The following is a 17,350-nucleotide window of genomic DNA, read 5'->3' as shown; positions in this document are numbered from 1 at the left end:
CAGGCGGCGCGGTCACGGTGCCCGCCGGGGATTCAGGGCGGCCAGGCTGTGCGTGCCGAAGGGGCGCAGGCCGTACAGGCGGTGGATGCGCCACAGCGGCAGCAGGTTCTTGACCACCGCGCCCCCCGCCCAGCCGAGGGCGGCCCCGAGCGAGCCCATCGAGGGGATCAGCAGCAGGTCCAGCGTGACCGCCGTCGCGACGGCGGCGACCAGATTGGCCAGGCTGGACCCGGTGTGCCCGGCCGAGGTCAGCACCACGTCGGCCATCCCGCACGCCGTGGCGAGCATCATCGTGGCGGCCAGCACGAACGCCACCGGTGCGCCGCCGGTGTAGCCGTCCCCGAAGACGGCGCCGAGCAGCCAGGGCGCGAGCGCGGCGTACCCCAGCCAGATCGGCCAGGTCAGCAGGACCAGCCAGAGGGTGGCCGACTGGTACAGCTCGCGGGCGCGCGGCAGGTCGCCCTCGGCCAGGGCCCGCACCAGCCTCGGCTGCGTGGCCTGCGCCAGTCCCTGACCGGCAAGCTGACCCACGATCTTGAAACGGGTGGCGGCGGTGTAGACGGCCGCCTCGGCCGGCCCGGCCAGCAGCGCCACGATCACGACGTCCAGCCGCTGGAACACCGCCTGGATCCCGGCCGCCAGCGACCGGGGCCAGGTGTGGCGCCACAGGTCGCGCGCGGCACCCGGTGGGCAGGGGGTCCGGGGCAACCGCCGGCGCAGCCAGATCGAGGCCAGCAGCAGCACCGGCAGATACGGCAGCGCCCACGCCGCGGCGAGCAGCGGCACGGAGTCGCGGCCCGCGAGCACCACCGCCCCGACCAGGAGCAGCTGGGCCACCGGCTGCAGCACCCCGTCCAGCAGCACGGTCGGCCGCATCGAGCCGAACCCGCGGGTCGCGCCCACCACGACGCCCGAGCACGCCACCGCGGGCAGGGCCACCGCCAGCACCCGCAGCACCGGGTCGGAGGTGGTGAGGATGACCGCCGCGCCGGTCGCCAGCGAGAGCGAGGCGACCGGGACGAGCGCGGCGCGGACATGACCGGAGGCGCGGCGGTAGCCGAAGGCCCCGGACCTGGCGATGAAGTAGACCAGCCCGTTCCCGGCGTCCAGCCGCAGGACAGCGGCGACCATCAGGCACAGGGCGGTTCCGGAGAAGAAGAGACCGGCCGTCTCCTGCCCCATCCCCCTGGTGACCAGCACGACCGTCAGGAACTGTGCGGCGGCCCCCGCCCCCGCTCCCGCCAGCCCCGCCACCCCGCCCCGCGCGGCCCCCCTCAGGCCGGTCAGGCCCGCCAGGCGGGTGGAGGTCAGCGACGCCACGACGGCTCCGCGCCCAGCCACGAGGTCAGCAGGGTGTCCTGCTCCGCGAAGTGGGCCGTCAGCTCGCGGCGGAGTTTGCGGGACATGGGGCCCGGCCTGGCCCGGGTGTTGTGCCGCTCGAACACCGGGTCGCCGAGGTGCGGCAGCCCGAGGAACGCCAGCACGCGGTCGTAGGCGAGGTCGGGTTCGGCGAAGAACCGGCCGCTGTCGAGGACGAGCAGCCGGTCGCGGCCGACCAGCGGTTCCAGCCGGGCGAGCTGCTCGGCGTACCGGCCCCTGGCGAGGTAGGCGTGGTGGCGGTGGGCCAGGTTCGTCGAGTGCGGCGAGGCGATCAGGGCCTCCGCCGCCCCGGCCAGCCGCTCCTCCTCCAGCCGTACGGCCCTGGCGAAGGACCGCTCCGTCTCGAAGCCCCTGGCCAGCTCGTGGGCGTGCGCGGAGAAGGCCCGCTCGACGGGGTCGCGGACCAGCACGATCAGTTTCGCGCCCGGCAGGTCGCGGGCGATCCTGGGGCCGGCCAGCGGGTGGAACAGGTAGTAGGGCGACGACTCGAACGCCTGGGGCCGGCAGCCGTACCTGCGGGCCAGCCGGGAGGCCGACGCCCGCAGCGGGAAGTGCGCCCGGTACCAGGACAGGCCCCGGTCGTACGCCGTGTCGAAGTAGTGCACGCCCTTGCGCAGGACGGGTTTCAGGACGAGCGGGTGCTGGGACAGGACGCGGTACAGGGAGGTGGTCCCGCAGCGCTGCGCCCCGATGATGAGGAAGGAGGGCAGCACCCGGCTTCCCGAGGTGAGGCGACCTATGGCCCCCGACGCCGCGTGCACCGAACGCTTCAACGCGGGCTTCACAGCAGGGTCTCCTGGGAGTCGGCGAGGGGGGTGAGCCAGAGCTCCGGCGGTCCCAGCGGCGCGTGGCCGTCGGCCGCGTGGCGGTCGGCGAGGGCGATCAGGTAGCGGAGCGCGGTCAGCCGGGACTCGGCGGCCGACAGCCCGAACGGGGCGAGGATCCGCAGGGAGCGCGCCACGCAGGCCCTGGCCGCTGTGGCCGGGTCGTCGCGGCGCAGCGCCCGCTGGAAGAAGTGGTGGACGGCGTCGAAGCCCAGCGGGACCCCGGTGCCGAACCGCTCCCAGTCCCAGACCAGCAGCCGCCCGTCGGGCCCGCGCGAGATGTTCCACGGCGTCAGGTCGCCGTGCCAGGAGAACCCCCGCCCGCAGGACGGTTCTCCGGGACCCCGGCTCGTGTCTCCGGGAAGCGGGTCCGCCGGAGACGGGCCTCCGGGGGCTTGTCCGGTGCGGGCGTCTCCGGGGACCTGTCCGGTGCGGGCGGTGGCTTCGGGAGGCGAGCTTTCCGGAGCCGGGTTCCCCCGGGTCCGGCCACCGAGCGGAGCGCGCTCCGGGGCATGCTCCCCGGGAATGCGCGCGATCTCGGCGATCGCGTCGGTGAGGACGTCGCCCGGTATCCGTCCCCGCCGTACCGGAAGCGGGGTCAGCGCCAGCACGGACAGGCCGCGCCAGGATCCGTGGTGCAGCACGGCGGGCGGGACGACGGTCTTCAGCGGCACCCCGGCGAGCAGGTCGAGCGTCCGCGCCTCGTGGGCGACGAGCTCCCGGGTCAGGTCGGTGTCGCCGATCTTCACGAAGGCGATCGGCCCGTCGGCGGCGCGCGCCTCCAGGATCGGCTTGCGGTTGGCCCGCCTGGCCGGTCGCACCCGCAGCGTGACGCGGACGGGTGTGCCGAACACCTCGCTCAGGTGGCTCTCGATGCCGTCCCGGCCCGACGGCACGGTGACCCTCCCGCCCGGGTGCCACCACGCGCGGGGGACCAGCCTGCGCGGGAGCAGGCGGTGCGGGAGCAGGGTGTACGGGCTCGGGTCGCCGGGGCCGGGGAACAGCAGGTCGAGAGTCTGGTCCAGGTAGCGCAGACGGGCGCGGGCGTCGTTCACGTGGATTCCAGAGCAGCGGGCTGAGGAAGCACTCGCTGGTGGGTCTGCTGGCCTACATGAAACGTAGTCAATCGAATACACCTTCTAGGTGATCGGCTTGGGCTGGTCAACGCGGGGCTTCAAAGCGCATTGCCGCACCTCAAGCCCTCTCCTTCAGGAGGGGGTTGTTGACCGAGTTCCTCCAAAGCAGCGCGAACGAGACGAGGTACAGGCTGAGCGGGGTGACCAGCCCGTCGTAGACGAACATGTAGAGGAGGGTGAGGATCATCACGAGGACCCCGGCCAGGCCGATCGGGCTCCGGTCACGCCAGTGGCGGCGGACGGCCCCCGCGAAGAACGCCACGTAGAGGGCGGCCCCCGTGAAACCCTGCGTGATCATCAGGTGCCAGAGCTGGCCGTCCCCGCCCAGCGGCGGGTGGCCGCAGGTGGGGCACCACCCGCTCTTGCCGGTGGTGATCGTCCGGTGGTTGCCCGTGGCGTTGCGGGTGTTGCCGTACCCGACGAGCGGCGCGGCGCCCGCGGCGGCGAGGGTCGCCGAGACGGTGAAGGCGCGGATGTCGTTGCTGTGCGGGCTGTCGAGCCGACGGGCCACCATCGCCTGTAGCGGGCTGAGGGCGAACACCAGCGCTCCGGCGGTCAGGGCCGCGCAGGTCGCGACGCGGGCCCGCGTGCCCAGGCGCAGCAGGACGTACGCGGCGGCGACCCCGAGCCCGATCCACAGGCCGCGGTTGAGCGAGTAGACGACGGGGATCGCGGCCAGCGCGACCAGCGGGACCACGGCCAGGCGCCTGCGCGGCCCGCCGTACACCCACCAGCCGACCACGAACCAGACGAGCAGCACCGAGAGGTTGCCACCCCAGGCGTTGGCCCACTCGAACGGCGCCTCGGGGCGCGGCGAGGCGTGGCCGAGGACCCTCTGCATCTGGGCGGCGGTGGGGTGGATCAGGTTGTGGACGAAGGGGTTGCCGCTGATCCAGTCCGGGAGGACCATCTCCACCGGCGAGGTGAACTCGGCGCGCGGGGCGAACACGCCCAGCAGGCCGCCCGCGACGGTCGTGAGGAACAGCGCGCCGAGCATCCGCACCAGGGTGAGCTGCGGCAGCTCCTCCTCCGTCAGGTTCCCCAGATAGAGCACCATGATCAACAGTGAGACGTAGAGGCACAGGCGCATCAGGTAGCCGATCAGCCGTCCGGCGCCGAACTCGCCGTAGGTGCCTGGCGGCATCTCGCCGAGCATGAGCGCGCTGATCAGGTAACCCGCCAGGAGCAGCAGCCAGAGGCCGAAGCCGCGCGGCGCCCTGATCGGCCGTCTCCGCCACAGGACCAGCGCCATCGCCGGGGCCACCACGATCACCGACAGGCCCCCGAAGCCGAGCGCCCACCAGACCGGGTATCCCACCAGGAACGCGGCGATCGGCCAGGCGGCCGGACGCAGACCCCTCACGACCTGCGCCCCCTCCGCCCGGCCGCCGCCTGCCGGGCGGGTGGAACGTTCCCGTACGCCCGGGGCGCGAGCAGCGCCTCCGACGCACCGGCCGATCCGTGCGTCCCGCTCGCTCCGCGTGCTCCGTCGCCGCTCGTTCCGCTCGCGTCGCTCGTCCCGCTCATCCCGGTCCCGCTCGTCCCGTGCGCTCCCGGGCGGGCGGGTGCCTCCGGCTTCTCGCCGGGCGGCTCGGGGACGGCCATGCCGCTCGCCATGCCGCTCGCCATGCCACCCGGCACGCTGCTCGCCAGGCCGGCGAGAGGCCGCCCGGCCCTCCTCGGGAGGCTGTCGCGGTCTCGCGCCCCGCCGGACCGCGGCGCGGGCGAGACGTGCGGGGCCTGCGGGACATGCGGAGTCTGCGCGAGGTGGGAAGCCTGTGAGCCGTGGGCGGCTTGTGAGCCCTGCGAAGCCGGTGAGACGTGCGGAGCCTGCGGGAGACGGGGAGTCCGCTGCGCCTGCGAGACGCCCGGAACCCGCGCGGGGGGAGACACGGTGAACGGCGGGGCCTCGTCGCCGATGACGAACGCGCCGACCACGCGAACCCCGCGTTCGTTCAGGGCCCGTATGGCGTCCTTCACCTCGCGCGAGGAGGTGCCGGGTACGGCGACCACGAGCACCGCGCCCGCCAGGTCGTGCGTCTCCCCGCTGTTGACGGCGTCGAGGCCGGTCAGGCGCCTGACGTCGGCGGCGGTTCGCAGGGCGGTGTCGAGGCGGTCGCGGAGCCAGGCGACCCCGACCCCGCACAGCAGCCCCGCCATGAGGCCGCTGCCCAGGTAGAGGGGCGGCCGGGGGGTGGTGGGCTCGGCCGGTGCCACCGCCTGGCTGATCACGGAGCCGGGGGTGACGGCGACGGTCTTGAGGGCGTCGTACCTGGCGGTGAGGCTGTGAACCTGGCGGGCGAGGACGTTCTGCCGCTGGAGGGCGAGGGCCCGTTCGGTGGTCCCCCTGCCGAGATCGGGAAGCTCGGTGGCGACCTTGGTGAGACCCGCGTTGGCCTGTCTCAGCTTGAGCAGCACGGCCTTGAGCTGGGCCGAGAGCATCTGGGTGGCGGACTCGCGGCGCTGTGCCAGGTAGGCGAGGGCGTAGGCGCTCGCGCCCGAGGCCGCGGCCTTCGGATCGGCGGCGCTGCAGGAGATCTCCAGGACCGAGGTGTTGGGCGGCACCGAGACCTCCGCGGCACAGGGAAGGCCGCCGAACAGCCGGCGGGCCTTCGCCGCGACCACCGCGGAGCGGGCCACCTGTGCCTCGGTGTCGAGGTTGAGGGGCTCGCGCTGGCGGGCGGTGACCTGGTTGGTCTGTTCCTGCGAGCCGGTCGCGGTCACCAGGACCTGCCCGGAGGCGGTGTAGGAGGCCGGGGTGAGCCACAGCAGGGCGAGGCCGCAACCGGCTCCGGCCAGGAACAGGGAGAGGACGATCGCCCACCGCCGACGGAGAAGCGACGCGTAGTCCGCCAGATCCTCGCCTCCGCGGCGGACGGGAGCGTCCGGTGACGGGCTCATATGTCGCTGGTGCCTCTCCGGCGAACAGACGCTGGGAACCCTAGGAACTATAGGTCGGGTTTCCATTTCCCCGAACGAATTCACAAGATTTTCTTCGCGCCGCTCCCGCCAATCACAGGGAAATAACAACCGTTTATCCGATATTTCCTGTCGTCCGCCAGGGTGCTACGGCACGGACCGGCAAAGTCTGGGACGAGGCACGTCCGGGCGATGGGAAGGTGTTCCCCCGTGATGGTCGAGGACCGTCCACGAATGCGTACGCGCGACAGCTGTGAGGAACCGGTGCATCAGACAAATGCCGCTATAGACGTAATTCCGCGAGTAGTAAGAATCGCCGGTTCCGGCCTCGTCCTGGCGCTGGGGCTGGGCACCCTCGCGCTGGGGATCGCGGGGCTGAGCGGGGGCGGTCGGGCCTCGAACGCCGCCGGCGCCGGGAAAACCTCGGACGCGCCGGGAGTCGCAGGCGCGCCGGACCCGTCCGCCGAACCGTCCCGGGTGGCCTGCGAGGTCAGCCGCAAGCTCGTCCCCTCCTGCGGCGCCTGGTGGGGCATCGCGCCGGAGATCTTCACGGGGAGGCCTCCCGGGCGGGCCCTGGAGAGGGCGGAGAGACGCATGGGCCGGACGGCCGACGTCATGCACGTCTACCACCGGGGCGACGAGCTCTTCCCGACCCCCGCGGAGCGCGCCATCGCCCGCGACCCGGACGGCCGCAGGCTCCTGCTGGTCAACTGGAAGCCGTCCCTCGACCACACCTGGGAGCAGATCGCCCACGGGGCGCTGGACGCGCGGATCGACCGGCTGGCCGCCCACATCGTGAGGACCTTCCCCGAGAAGTTCTTCCTCACCGTCCACCACGAGCCGGAGGACGACGTGCGGGAGGCCCGCGGCAAGGGGATGACGGCGGCCGACTACGCCGCCATGTTCCGGCACGTGGTGACGCGCCTGCGGCACGGGGGCGTGACCAACGCGGTCACGGTGATGACCTACATGGGCGCGCCCAACTGGGCGTCCGAACCCTGGTTCGAGAAGCTCCACCCCGGTGACGACGTGGTCGACTGGGTGGCGATGGACCCCTACGTCGACCACCGGGTCCACAGCTTCGACGGGCTGGTCAACAAGACCCGTCCGGAGTTCCCCCGGTGGCACGGGTTCTACCGGTGGATGCGGGAACGCTTCCCGGACAAGCCCGTCATGCTCGCCGAGTGGGGCGTCTTCGAGCGTCACGACAGGCCCGGGTTCAAGGAGTCGTTCTTCGCCTCGGTACGCCGGGAGATCGGCGAGTATCCGCAGATCAAGGCCCTGATCTACTTCGACTCGCCGCGCGCCCCCCGGGGTGACACCCGGTTCGACACCACGCCCGGCGGCCGGAGGGCCTTCGGCGAGCTCGCCCGCGACGCGCGCCTCAACGCCGCCGTCCCCGCCGGCTGATCCCCGCCGGGCCCGGACCGCCGGGCCCGAACCGGCAGGCCCGGGCCGCCGGACCCGGGCCGCCGGACCCGGGTCATCGGATCCAGCCGCCCTGGATCAGCGGGTCGAGCACCTGGTGCACCGCCCGGTCCACGCTGATGCCGGTGGTGTCGATCTCCAGGTCGGCGTCGTCCGGCTCCTCGTACGGGTCGGAGATGCCGGTGAACTCGGGGATGAGCCCTGCGCGAGCCTTGGCGTACAGCCCCTTGCGGTCGCGGCGCTCGCACTCCTCCAGGGGGGTGGACACGTGGACCAGCAGGAAGTCGGCACCGACGGCCTCGACCATCTCCCGTACCTCCTCGCGGGTGGCCGCGTAGGGCGCGATGGGCGCGCAGATCGCCAGCCCGCCGTGCCTGGCGGCCTCGGCGGCGACGAAGCCGATGCGGCGGATGTTGAGGTCGCGGTCCTCCTTGGAGAAGGTCAGCCCCGCCGACAGCAGGTGGCGGACCACGTCGCCGTCGAGGTAGGTCACCGTGCGGCTGCCGCGTTCCAGCAGCGCGTCGCGCAGCCCCCGGGCGACGGTCGACTTGCCGGAGCCGGACAGGCCGGTGAAGAAGACCACCAGCCCGCGGCGGTGCGGGGGGCCGGGGAGCGTTACGGGCTCGGGGCCCGCCAGGTGCTCGGTCGCGCCGTAGGCCTCGGCCACGCGCTCGCGCAGCTCCAGGTCGATGGCGGGCTCCCTGGGCGCCAGCGGCACCACCGCCACGAGCGTGTCCTCGGGCAGCCCGTCGCGCGCCTTGAGCGCGGCGCGGACCACCGCGGGCCCGCCCTCGCCGTACGCCAGGGGGAGCAGCAGGATCGACGCCTCCAGCTCCTGTGCGGTCGCGATGATCTCGCCGAGGTCGCCCAGCGGCCCGCGCATGGTGACGGCCAGGACCGACTCCCGCCCGTCCAGCTCCTCGCGGACCCGCGCCGGGGTACGGCGCAGCCGGGCGAACGGCCCGTGCTCGGGGGCGTCCAGGGGCTCGACGGGGCCGGCGACGAAGCCGTCCTCGCGCCCGGTGACGGTCAGCACGGCGATCGCCGCGCCCTCGGGGTCGCGCAGGGTGATCCGGTCGCCGGGGGAGGCCGGGTGGTCGTCCGGCAGGGTGAGGGTGACCGGCGCGGGCCACGGGGTGCCGTCGGCGAGCGTGCCGCGCTCGTCCACGGCGTGCGCGTCCGCCGAGCTCATGAAGCCCGCCAGCGGTCTGAAGGCGCCGGAGAGCAGCAGCTCGAGGTCGGCCAGCTCGCGGGCGTCGGGGGTCCACTCGAAAGGCGCCGTCATCTGCTCCACCATCGTGATCGTCGGACTTTCCTGCCTCGCCCGCTCACGATGGGCCCCTGTCCGGCGAGCCTGGGATTCACCGGTCCGGTGAATCCCAGGTGCCCCGGTCCGGTGGATCTCAGATCAACCGGGCGAAATGGCTCTGGGGCTTGCGGATCACCATGGTTATCTCGTCGTGAGACGCGGGCCGGCTTCCCCTGGAGAGGGCCTCCACCACCGAGCAGGCGGCGCGGGCAAGCTTACCGAGAGGCCCGTGGAGCGCGGACCCGCTGCTGGCGGAGATGTCCTCGGTCACCATCAGCCCGCGCACCAGGCAGAAGGAGTGCATCCCCTCGCGCGAGGCGATCTGCTCGTAGACGGCGGGCAGCGGGCCCACGGTCCCGGCGGGGGCGAACCTGCGCCACACCGCCCGCCGCAGCCTCGCCGGCGCCAGCCGGTCGCACGCCCCGTACGCCGAAGCCCGGTCGCGCATCCTGACCAGCAGCAGCCCGCCGGGGCGCAGACCGGTCAGCAACCGGTCGAGCACCAGCTCGGGGTGCTCGATCCGCTCCAGCAGGAACGTCACGTAGACGATGTCGAACGCCCGCGGGGGCACCGGCACCGAGCGCAGGTCGCCCAGCGCCCAGGAGTCCAGGTCCTTGCGGGCGGACGTGCTCCTGCGCAACACGGGCAGGTCCTCGTCGATCCCGATGACCCTGGACTCCGTCTGCGCCAGATCGAGCGGTTCCGGCCATCCGCACCCGGCGATCAGGATGTCGAGCCGCCGGCCGAGCTGGCTGCTCCACTGCTCCCTGATCCGCTGACTCAACAAGTCGTCGCGAGCGACGACCGACCTCACCTCTGACATGTAACTGAGAGTAGTCAACTCAGCACGATTCGTCGCGCATTTACCACTCTTTGCGAGAGCGGGTGCCCGGGCAAGTAGCCTTGAGCAGGTACCCCCCGTGTCTTCCCGGCCCGGGGTTGTCGTGTTGCCGTCGTGGGGCTGTGGGCGAATCTGATGAGTCTTTCCGGACTTCTGGACCTTGTCGCCGGGGAGCCTGAGCTGGCTTCCCTTCTTCAGGACGTGCGCGGGGGCGACTCGTCCGACGTGTCGCTGGTCGCGCCGCCGGCGTTGCGCCCCTTCGCGGTGGCCGCGCTGGCAAGGGAGGGGGCCAAGGGGGCGGCCAGGACCGTTCTCGCGGTGACCGCCACCGGGCGCGAGGCCGAGGATCTCGCCTCGGCCCTCACCAGCCTCCTGGACGAGAGCACCGTCGCGGTCTTCCCCGCCTGGGAGACGCTCCCGCACGAGCGCCTGTCGCCGCGCAGCGACACCGTGGGGCAGCGGCTGGCGGTGCTGCGCAGGCTGGCGCACCCGGTCGAGGGCGACCACTCGGCGGGGCCGCTGCACGTGGTCGTCGCGCCGGTCAGGGCGCTGCTCCAGCCGATCGTCCAGGGTCTGGGCGACCTGCGGCCGGTGCGGCTGCGCGCCGGGGACGACGCCGATCTCGACACCGTCGTCCACAGCCTCGTGGAGAACGGCTACCACCGGGTCGACATGGTGGAGAAGCGCGGCGAGGTCGCGGTCAGGGGCGGCCTGCTGGACGTCTTCCCGCCCACGGAGGAGCACCCGCTGCGGCTGGAGTTCTGGGGCGACACCGTCGAGGAGATCCGCTGGTTCAAGGTCGCCGACCAGCGTTCGCTGGAGGTGGCCGAGGACGGGCTGTTCGCCGCGCCCTGCCGGGAGCTGCTGCTGACCGCCGAGGTCAGGGAGCGGGCGAGGGAGCTCGCCGAGGCGCATCCCTCGCTGGCCGAGATCCTGGAGCAACTGGCCGAGGGCGTGCCGGTGGAGGGCATGGAGGCGTTCGCGCCGGTGCTCGCCGGGGAGATGGACCTGCTCATCGACCACCTGCCGGGACAGGCGGCGATCTTCGTGTGCGACCCGGAGCGCATCCGGGGGCGCGCCGACGAGCTGGTACGGACCAGCCAGGAGTTCCTGGAGGCGTCCTGGATCAACGCGGCGTCCGGCGGCGAGGCGCCGATCGACCTGGGCGCGGCGGCGTTCCGTGACCTGGAGGAGGTCCGCGACCACGCGCGGGGACTCGGCCAGCCCTGGTGGTCGCTCGCGCCGTTCGGCGCCGACACCGACAACGCCGAGCCGGGCGGCGGGCAGGCACTGAGAGCGCGCGAGGTGGAGTCCTACCGGGGCGACACCCAGCGGGCGCTGGCCGACATCAAGGGCTGGCTCGACTCCGACCGGGTCGTCGTCCTGCTGAGCGAGGGCCACGGCCCCGCCGAGCGGATGGTCGAGCTGCTCAAGGGCGTCGACCTGCCCGCGCGCCTGGAGCCGGGCCTCGGCACCGTGCCGGAGAGGAAGGTCGTCCACGTCACCACGGGCCTGGTCGAGCACGGGTTCGTGACCCCGACGCTGGCCGTGCTGACCCACCTCGACCTGGTCGGCCAGAAGGCGTCGACCAAGGACATGCGGCGGCTGCCCTCCCGGCGCCGCAACATGGTCGACCCGCTGCAGCTCAAGGTCGGCGACCACGTCGTGCACGAGCAGCACGGCGTGGGCCGCTACGTCGAGATGGTGCAGCGGACCGTGCAGGGCGCCACCCGCGAGTACCTGGTGATCGAGTACGCCAAGGGCGACCGGCTCTACGTGCCGACCGACCAGCTCGACGAGGTCACCCGCTACGTCGGCGGCGAGTCGCCCACCCTCAACCGGATGGGCGGCGCCGACTGGGCCAAGGCCAAGACCAAGGCCAAGAAGGCGGTCAAGGAGATCGCCGGAGAGCTGATCCGCCTGTACTCGGCCCGGATGGCCTCGCCGGGACACGCCTTCGCGCCCGACAGCCCCTGGCAGCGGGAGATGGAGGACGCCTTCCCGTACGCCGAGACGGGCGACCAGCTGGAGGCCATCGACGAGGTCAAGCGCGACATGGAGCGCCCGATCCCGATGGACCGGCTGATCTGCGGGGACGTGGGCTACGGCAAGACGGAGATCGCGGTGCGGGCGGCGTTCAAAGCGGTGCAGGACGGCAAGCAGGTGGCCGTCCTGGTGCCGACCACGCTGCTGGTGCAGCAGCACATGTCGACCTTCGCCGAGCGGTTCTCCGGGTTCCCGCTGAACGTCAGGCCGCTGTCGCGGTTCCAGAGCGACGGCGAGGTCTCCGCGACCATGGAGGGCCTGCGCGAGGGTTCGGTCGACATCGTGATCGGCACGCACCGGCTGTTCTCGCCCGAGGTCAGGTTCAAGCAGCTCGGCCTGATCATCATCGACGAGGAGCAGCGGTTCGGCGTCGAGCACAAGGAGGCCATGAAGCACCTGCGCACCCAGGTCGACGTGCTGGCCATGTCGGCCACCCCGATCCCTCGCACGCTGGAGATGGGCCTCACCGGCATCAGGGAGATGTCCACGATCCTCACCCCGCCCGAGGAGCGGCACCCGATCCTCACCTTCGTCGGCCCGTACGACGAGAAGCAGATCGGCGCCGCGATCCGGCGCGAGCTGATGCGCGACGGCCAGGTCTTCTTCGTCCACAACCGGGTGGCCAGCATCAACAAGGTCTCGGCCATGCTGCGCGAGCTCGTGCCCGAGGCGCGGATCGCCGTCGCGCACGGCCAGATGCAGGAGCACCAGCTGGAGAAGATCATGGTGGGCTTCTGGGAGCGCGACTTCGACGTGCTCGTCTGCACCACGATCGTCGAGTCCGGCCTGGACGTGCCCAACGCCAACACCCTGATCGTCGACCGGGCCGACAACTACGGCCTGTCGCAGCTCCACCAGCTGCGCGGCCGGGTCGGCCGGGGGCGCGAGCGCGGCTACGCCTACTTCCTGTATCCGCCGGAGAAGCCGCTCACCGAGACCGCCCACGAACGCCTGGCCACCATCTCCCAGCACACCGAGATGGGCGCGGGCATGTACGTCGCGATGAAGGACCTGGAGATCCGCGGCGCGGGCAACATCCTGGGCGCCGAGCAGTCGGGCTTCATCGCGGGCGTCGGCTTCGACCTGTACGTCCGGATGATGGCCGAGGCCGTGCAGGAGCAGAAGGCCAAGCTGGCGGGCACCTACCAGGAGGACGAGCGGCCCGACGTCAAGGTCGAGCTGCCGATCAACGCCCACATCCCGCACGACTACGTCACCTCCGAGCGGCTGCGGCTGGAGGCGTACAAGCGGATCGCCGCGATCGGCTCCGACTCCGACATCGGCGCGGTGCGCGACGAGCTCGTCGACCGGTACGGACGGCCGCCCCAGCAGGTGGAGAACCTGCTGGAGGTCGCCCGCTTCCGCATCCGCGCCCGCCGCGCCGGGCTCACCGACGTCACCCTGCAGGGGCAGAACATCAAGTTCGCGCCGGTGGACCTGAAGGACTCCCAGCAGGTCAGGCTGCAAAGGCTCTACCCGAAGGCGCTGCTGAAGCAGGCGGCCGGTACGTTGCTGGTGCCGGTGCCCAAGACCAGGCCCCTCGGCGGTCAGCCGCTGCGCGATCTGGACCTGCTCAAGTGGTGCGGCGATCTCGTCGAGGCGATGTTCCTCGAAACGGTGCGGGTAGAGTAAGCGGCGTTTGTCGTGAAGGGAACGCATGTGAAGTCGACTCGAATTCGCGTCATCCTGGCGGTCGCCGCCGCCGGTGTCGCGCTGACCGCCTGCTCTCCGAACCAGGCCGGCGCCGCCGCCGTCGTGGGCGGGGAGCGCATCAGCTCCGGCGAGCTGGACCGGAACGTGCGCGAGTACGAGGCGGCGCTGGCCAAGGCCAAGGTCACCCCGGCGGACCTCAAGTTCCAGGACAGCGTCCCGCAGCTCGTGCTCTTCCAGCTGGCCAACGCCAAGCAGTTCGCGAAGGTCGCGGAGAGCAAGGGCATGACGGTCACCGAGGGCGAGATCGACCAGTTGGTCGCCGGCCAGGGTGGCCAGCAGAAGCTGGAGCAGCAGCTGCTCCAGAACGCGGTGGCCCCCTCGCAGATGCGTCCCTTCATCCGGGCGCAGCTCCTGTTCCGCAAGCTCATCACCCAGTACGGCGGCGGCACGGACGAGGCCGCCCTGCAGCGCGGCCAGGAGCAGGCGATCAAGGACCTGCAGGCCGTGCCGATCACCTGGAACCCCCGGTACGGCACGCCGAACCAGCAGCGGAGCGAGCAGCAGCCGAGCGTCTTCGTCGACGCCGGCCGTTTCGGCGCCCCCGCCGCCCCCGGCCCCGCCGACGCGCCGCCCGCGCCGCCGCAGCAGTAGCCTCCGGGCATGCCGCTGATCGTCGTCACCACCTCGCCCCGGGTCGCCCCGGGGCTGCTCAGCCGCCGCGCGTGGCGGGTCCTCGAGGAGGGCCCGGTGCGCACCGGGTCCGCGGACCACCCGCACCTGCCCTACCTGGCCGAAGCCGGGGTCGACGTCGAGGTGGTCGTCCCGGACCCGGCCGCGCTGGTCCGCGAGGCCGGGTCGGCGACCGTCGTGTGGCTGGAGGCCGACGAGGCGCTGATGCGCTCCATCGGCTACGCCGCCGTGGCGCTCGACGACCCGCCGGTGATCGAGGTCGTACCGGGCTCGTACGACCTGCCGGGCGCCCGGCTGCTCGACCTGGTCTCGGTGATGGACCGCCTGCGGGTCGAGTGCCCGTGGGACGCCCGCCAGACCCACGAGTCCCTCGCCCCGTACCTCATCGAGGAGGCCTACGAGGTGCTGGAGACCATCGAGGAGGGCGACCACACCGCGCTGCGCGAGGAACTGGGCGACCTGCTGCTGCAGGTGGCCTTCCACGCGCGGGTCGCGAGTGATCGGCCCGACGGGTTCGACGTCGACGACGTGGCCGAGGGGATCGTCGCCAAGCTCGTCCGCCGCCACCCGCACGTCTTCGCCGACACCCGGGTGGAGGGGGCGGGCGAGGTCAGCGCCAACTGGGAGACCATCAAGGCCGCCGAGCGGGCGGCCAAGAACGGCGGCGACCCGGGCTCGGCCGTCGACGGCGTCCCGATGGGCCAGCCCGCGCTCTCCCTGGCCGCGCAGCTCCTGCGCCGCGCCGAGCGCGCCGGAGCTCCCGCGACCCTCCCCGAGGGGGTTCCCGCCGACGGCCTGGGGGCCAGGCTCTTCGAGCTCGTACGGCAGGCGGGGGAGGCCGGGCTCGACCCGGAGGCCGAGCTGCGCGCGGTGGCCCGCGCCTACCGCGACCAGGTCCGCACCCAGCCGCTCTGAGGCCGGTCCATGGCCGCTCTGAGGGCGCTCCGGGGGTTCGCGGGGCCCGGCCCGGACCCCGAGGCGAGGCCGGGCGCTCCGCCGATCCTGGAGCGGTGCGCGGCCGGGTCGTCTCCCCGCCCCTGCCGGGCGACTCCTTGCGGACTCTTTACGATCATCGTTCGGAAACGTCCCGGACGCCGTACCGGTAAGTAGGTCTCGGTAGGCTTCTGAGGCAAACTGTCCTGCGACTTTAGGAGCGCTTCGTGGCTTCCATCGAGGGCGTCACCGCCCGAGAGATCCTTGACTCCCGGGGCAACCCGACGGTCGAGGTCGACATCCTCCTGGACGACGGCAGCCAGGGGCGTGCCGCGGTTCCCAGCGGCGCGTCCACCGGCCAGTTCGAGGCCGTCGAGCTGCGTGACGGCGACGAGCGTTACGGCGGCAAGGGGGTCGAGAAGGCCGTTCTCGGCGTGACCGACGAGATCGCCGACGAGATCCTCGGGTTCGACGCCGCCGAGCAGCGCAGCATCGACCAGGTCATGATCGACCTGGACGGCACCCCCAACAAGGCCCGTCTGGGCGCCAACGCGATCTTGGGTGTCTCGCTCGCCGTGGCCAAGGCCGCGGCGGAGAGCGCCGAGCTGCCGCTCTTCCGCTACCTCGGCGGGCCGAACGCGCACGTGCTGCCGGTGCCGATGATGAACATCCTGAACGGCGGCGCGCACGCCGACAGCAACGTCGACATCCAGGAGTTCATGATCGCCCCGATCGGGGCGGAGACGTTCCGCGAGGCCGTGCGCATGGGCACCGAGGTCTACCACGCCCTCAAGTCCGTGCTGAAGGAGAAGGGCTACGCCACCGGCCTCGGTGACGAGGGCGGCTTCGCGCCGAGCCTGCCCTCCAACCGCGACGCGCTCGACCTGATCCTGGTCGCCATCGAGAAGGCCGGGTACGTCGCGGGCGAGGACATCGGGCTCGCCCTCGACGTGGCTGCCTCCGAGTTCCACTCCGACGGCGTCTACACCATCGATGGCAAGGGCCTGTCCGCCGCCGAGCTGATCGCCTTCTACGAGGACCTGGTCGCGAACTATCCGCTGGTCTCCATCGAGGACCCGCTGGACGAGAGCGACTGGGAGGGCTGGAACGCCATCACCCGCGCCCTGGGCGACAAGGTCCAGCTGGTCGGCGACGACCTGTTCGTGACGAACCCGGAGCGCCTGGGCCGCGGCATCGCCGAGGGCACCGCCAACGCGCTGCTGGTCAAGGTCAACCAGATCGGCACCCTGACCGAGACTCTCGACGCCGTGGACCTGGCCCACCGCAGCGGGTACCGCTGCATGATGAGCCACCGTTCCGGCGAGACCGAGGACACCACGATCGCCGACCTCGCCGTGGCCACCAACTGCGGCCAGATCAAGACCGGCGCCCCGGCCCGCTCCGACCGGGTGGCCAAGTACAACCAGTTGCTCCGCATCGAGGAGCTTCTGGACGACGCGGCCCGTTACGCGGGTCGCGCCGCCTTCCCGCGCTTCCGGCGGTAGTTTCGTCTGGCGGCTCGCGCCCGCTCGGGCGCGGGCCGCACCGCCGGCCGCACCGTGCGCGAGTGCCGATCTCCCCGCCCCGATCCCGAGGAGGGGGCCGGCGTGCGGGGACCGGCGAGGAGAGGCCGGCACGAAAGATCGATACCGGATCGACGCGGGGAGATCGGTCCCCGCCGGTGTCGCGGCCACCGTGCGGGGCACGGTGGCCGACGCCACGAGAGCGTGGAGACGGAGGAGGGCGCATGGCGACACGGCCGCAGCTGACGGGGCGGGCCGCGGTGCTCGCGATCGTGGTGTGCGCGATCGCGATGAGCCTCGCCTACCCCATCAGGGAGTACGTCGCCCAGCGCCGCCAGATCGCCCAGCTGGAGCAGGAGAAGGCCAGGGAGATCGCCGCGATCAAAGCCCTGGACGACCGCGCCAAGCAGCTTCTCGACCCCGGCTTCATCAAGCGGCAGGGCAGGGAGCGCCTTTTCTACTGCGACCCCGGGCAGAAGTGCTACGTCGTCATGGGAGGCTCTCCCTCGCCGGGCAAGGGCACGGCCGGCGAGCGGAAGGCCGTCGCCAGGCCACCGTGGTACGAGACGCTGTGGGACTCGGTCAAGGCCGCCGACAGCGGCAGGGGGCAGAAGGCGGCCAAGGCCGCCGGGTGACGCCGATACCCTGGGTGTCGTCTTTCAGGGGGT

General features: G+C 72.4%; 13 protein-coding genes. 6 read left to right on the top strand and 7 right to left on the bottom strand.

Going from position 1 to position 17,350, the window contains the following annotated elements; all coding sequences use genetic code 11:
- Positions 1–12 precede the first annotated feature (12 nt).
- The 5 genes from ACTOQ2_RS18020 to ACTOQ2_RS18000 all read right to left on the bottom strand — a co-directional run bounded on the left by ACTOQ2_RS18020 (position 13) and on the right by ACTOQ2_RS18000 (position 6,241).
- A complete protein-coding gene (locus ACTOQ2_RS18020) occupies positions 13–1,320 on the bottom strand; it encodes a lipopolysaccharide biosynthesis protein (protein WP_440100665.1) in 1,308 nt (435 codons plus the stop codon).
- Positions 1,308–2,165, bottom strand: a complete 858-nt coding sequence (locus ACTOQ2_RS18015; RefSeq protein WP_440100664.1) for a sulfotransferase family protein — start codon at positions 2,163–2,165, stop codon at positions 1,308–1,310. The genes ACTOQ2_RS18020 and ACTOQ2_RS18015 overlap by 13 nt, the downstream gene beginning before the upstream one ends.
- The gene (locus ACTOQ2_RS18010) at positions 2,162–3,259 is read right to left on the bottom strand and encodes a hypothetical protein (protein WP_440100663.1); all 1,098 of its coding nucleotides are present in this window, start codon (positions 3,257–3,259) and stop codon (positions 2,162–2,164) included. Before ACTOQ2_RS18010 ends, ACTOQ2_RS18015 begins: the two co-directional genes overlap by 4 nt.
- A 139-nt stretch (positions 3,260–3,398) precedes the next feature.
- On the bottom strand, positions 3,399–4,703 hold the full coding sequence (locus ACTOQ2_RS18005) for a hypothetical protein (protein ID WP_440100662.1): 1,305 nt from the start codon (positions 4,701–4,703) through the stop codon (positions 3,399–3,401).
- Positions 4,700–6,241, bottom strand: coding sequence for a Wzz/FepE/Etk N-terminal domain-containing protein (locus ACTOQ2_RS18000; protein ID WP_440100661.1), 1,542 nt, complete (start codon positions 6,239–6,241; stop codon positions 4,700–4,702). The genes ACTOQ2_RS18005 and ACTOQ2_RS18000 overlap by 4 nt, the downstream gene beginning before the upstream one ends.
- Before the next feature lie 282 nt (positions 6,242–6,523).
- Here ACTOQ2_RS18000 and ACTOQ2_RS17995 point away from each other — a divergent pair, with 282 nt between their 5' ends.
- Complete coding sequence (locus tag ACTOQ2_RS17995) at positions 6,524–7,669, top strand: glycoside hydrolase family 26 protein (RefSeq protein ID WP_440100660.1); 1,146 nt, start codon at positions 6,524–6,526, stop codon at positions 7,667–7,669.
- 73 nt (positions 7,670–7,742) lie between these two features.
- Here the strand turns inward: ACTOQ2_RS17995 and cysC are convergent, their stop codons facing one another.
- On the bottom strand, positions 7,743–8,972 hold the full coding sequence (gene cysC, locus ACTOQ2_RS17990; RefSeq protein ID WP_440100659.1) for an adenylyl-sulfate kinase: 1,230 nt from the start codon (positions 8,970–8,972) through the stop codon (positions 7,743–7,745).
- Between the two features lie 118 nt (positions 8,973–9,090).
- Entirely contained in the window at positions 9,091–9,819 is a 729-nt protein-coding gene (locus tag ACTOQ2_RS17985; protein ID WP_440100658.1) for a class I SAM-dependent methyltransferase, read from the bottom strand.
- A 153-nt stretch (positions 9,820–9,972) separates the two neighbouring features.
- Here ACTOQ2_RS17985 and mfd point away from each other — a divergent pair, with 153 nt between their 5' ends.
- The 5 genes from mfd to ACTOQ2_RS17960 all read left to right on the top strand — a co-directional run bounded on the left by mfd (position 9,973) and on the right by ACTOQ2_RS17960 (position 17,317).
- Positions 9,973–13,515, top strand: coding sequence for a transcription-repair coupling factor (gene mfd, locus ACTOQ2_RS17980; RefSeq protein ID WP_440100657.1), 3,543 nt, complete (start codon positions 9,973–9,975; stop codon positions 13,513–13,515).
- 27 nt (positions 13,516–13,542) lie between these two features.
- Positions 13,543–14,187: a SurA N-terminal domain-containing protein gene (locus ACTOQ2_RS17975; protein WP_440068216.1), complete on the top strand. Its 645-nt coding sequence runs from the start codon at positions 13,543–13,545 to the stop codon at positions 14,185–14,187.
- Positions 14,188–14,196: 9 nt separating this feature from the next.
- On the top strand, positions 14,197–15,141 hold the full coding sequence (locus ACTOQ2_RS17970; RefSeq protein ID WP_440100656.1) for a MazG family protein: 945 nt from the start codon (positions 14,197–14,199) through the stop codon (positions 15,139–15,141).
- A 245-nt stretch (positions 15,142–15,386) separates the two neighbouring features.
- Positions 15,387–16,664, top strand: coding sequence for a phosphopyruvate hydratase (eno, locus tag ACTOQ2_RS17965; protein WP_350971782.1), 1,278 nt, complete (start codon positions 15,387–15,389; stop codon positions 16,662–16,664).
- Positions 16,665–16,906: 242 nt separating this feature from the next.
- Entirely contained in the window at positions 16,907–17,317 is a 411-nt protein-coding gene (locus ACTOQ2_RS17960) for an FtsB family cell division protein (RefSeq protein ID WP_362684919.1), read from the top strand.
- Positions 17,318–17,350: the final 33 nt, after the last annotated feature.

The sequence above is a fragment of the Streptosporangium sp. H16 genome, assembly GCF_051918855.1.
Taxonomy (GTDB): Bacteria; Actinomycetota; Actinomycetes; order Streptosporangiales; family Streptosporangiaceae; genus Streptosporangium.
Note: the sequence above shows the minus strand (reverse complement) of the source record. Positions and strands in the feature narration are given on the sequence as shown.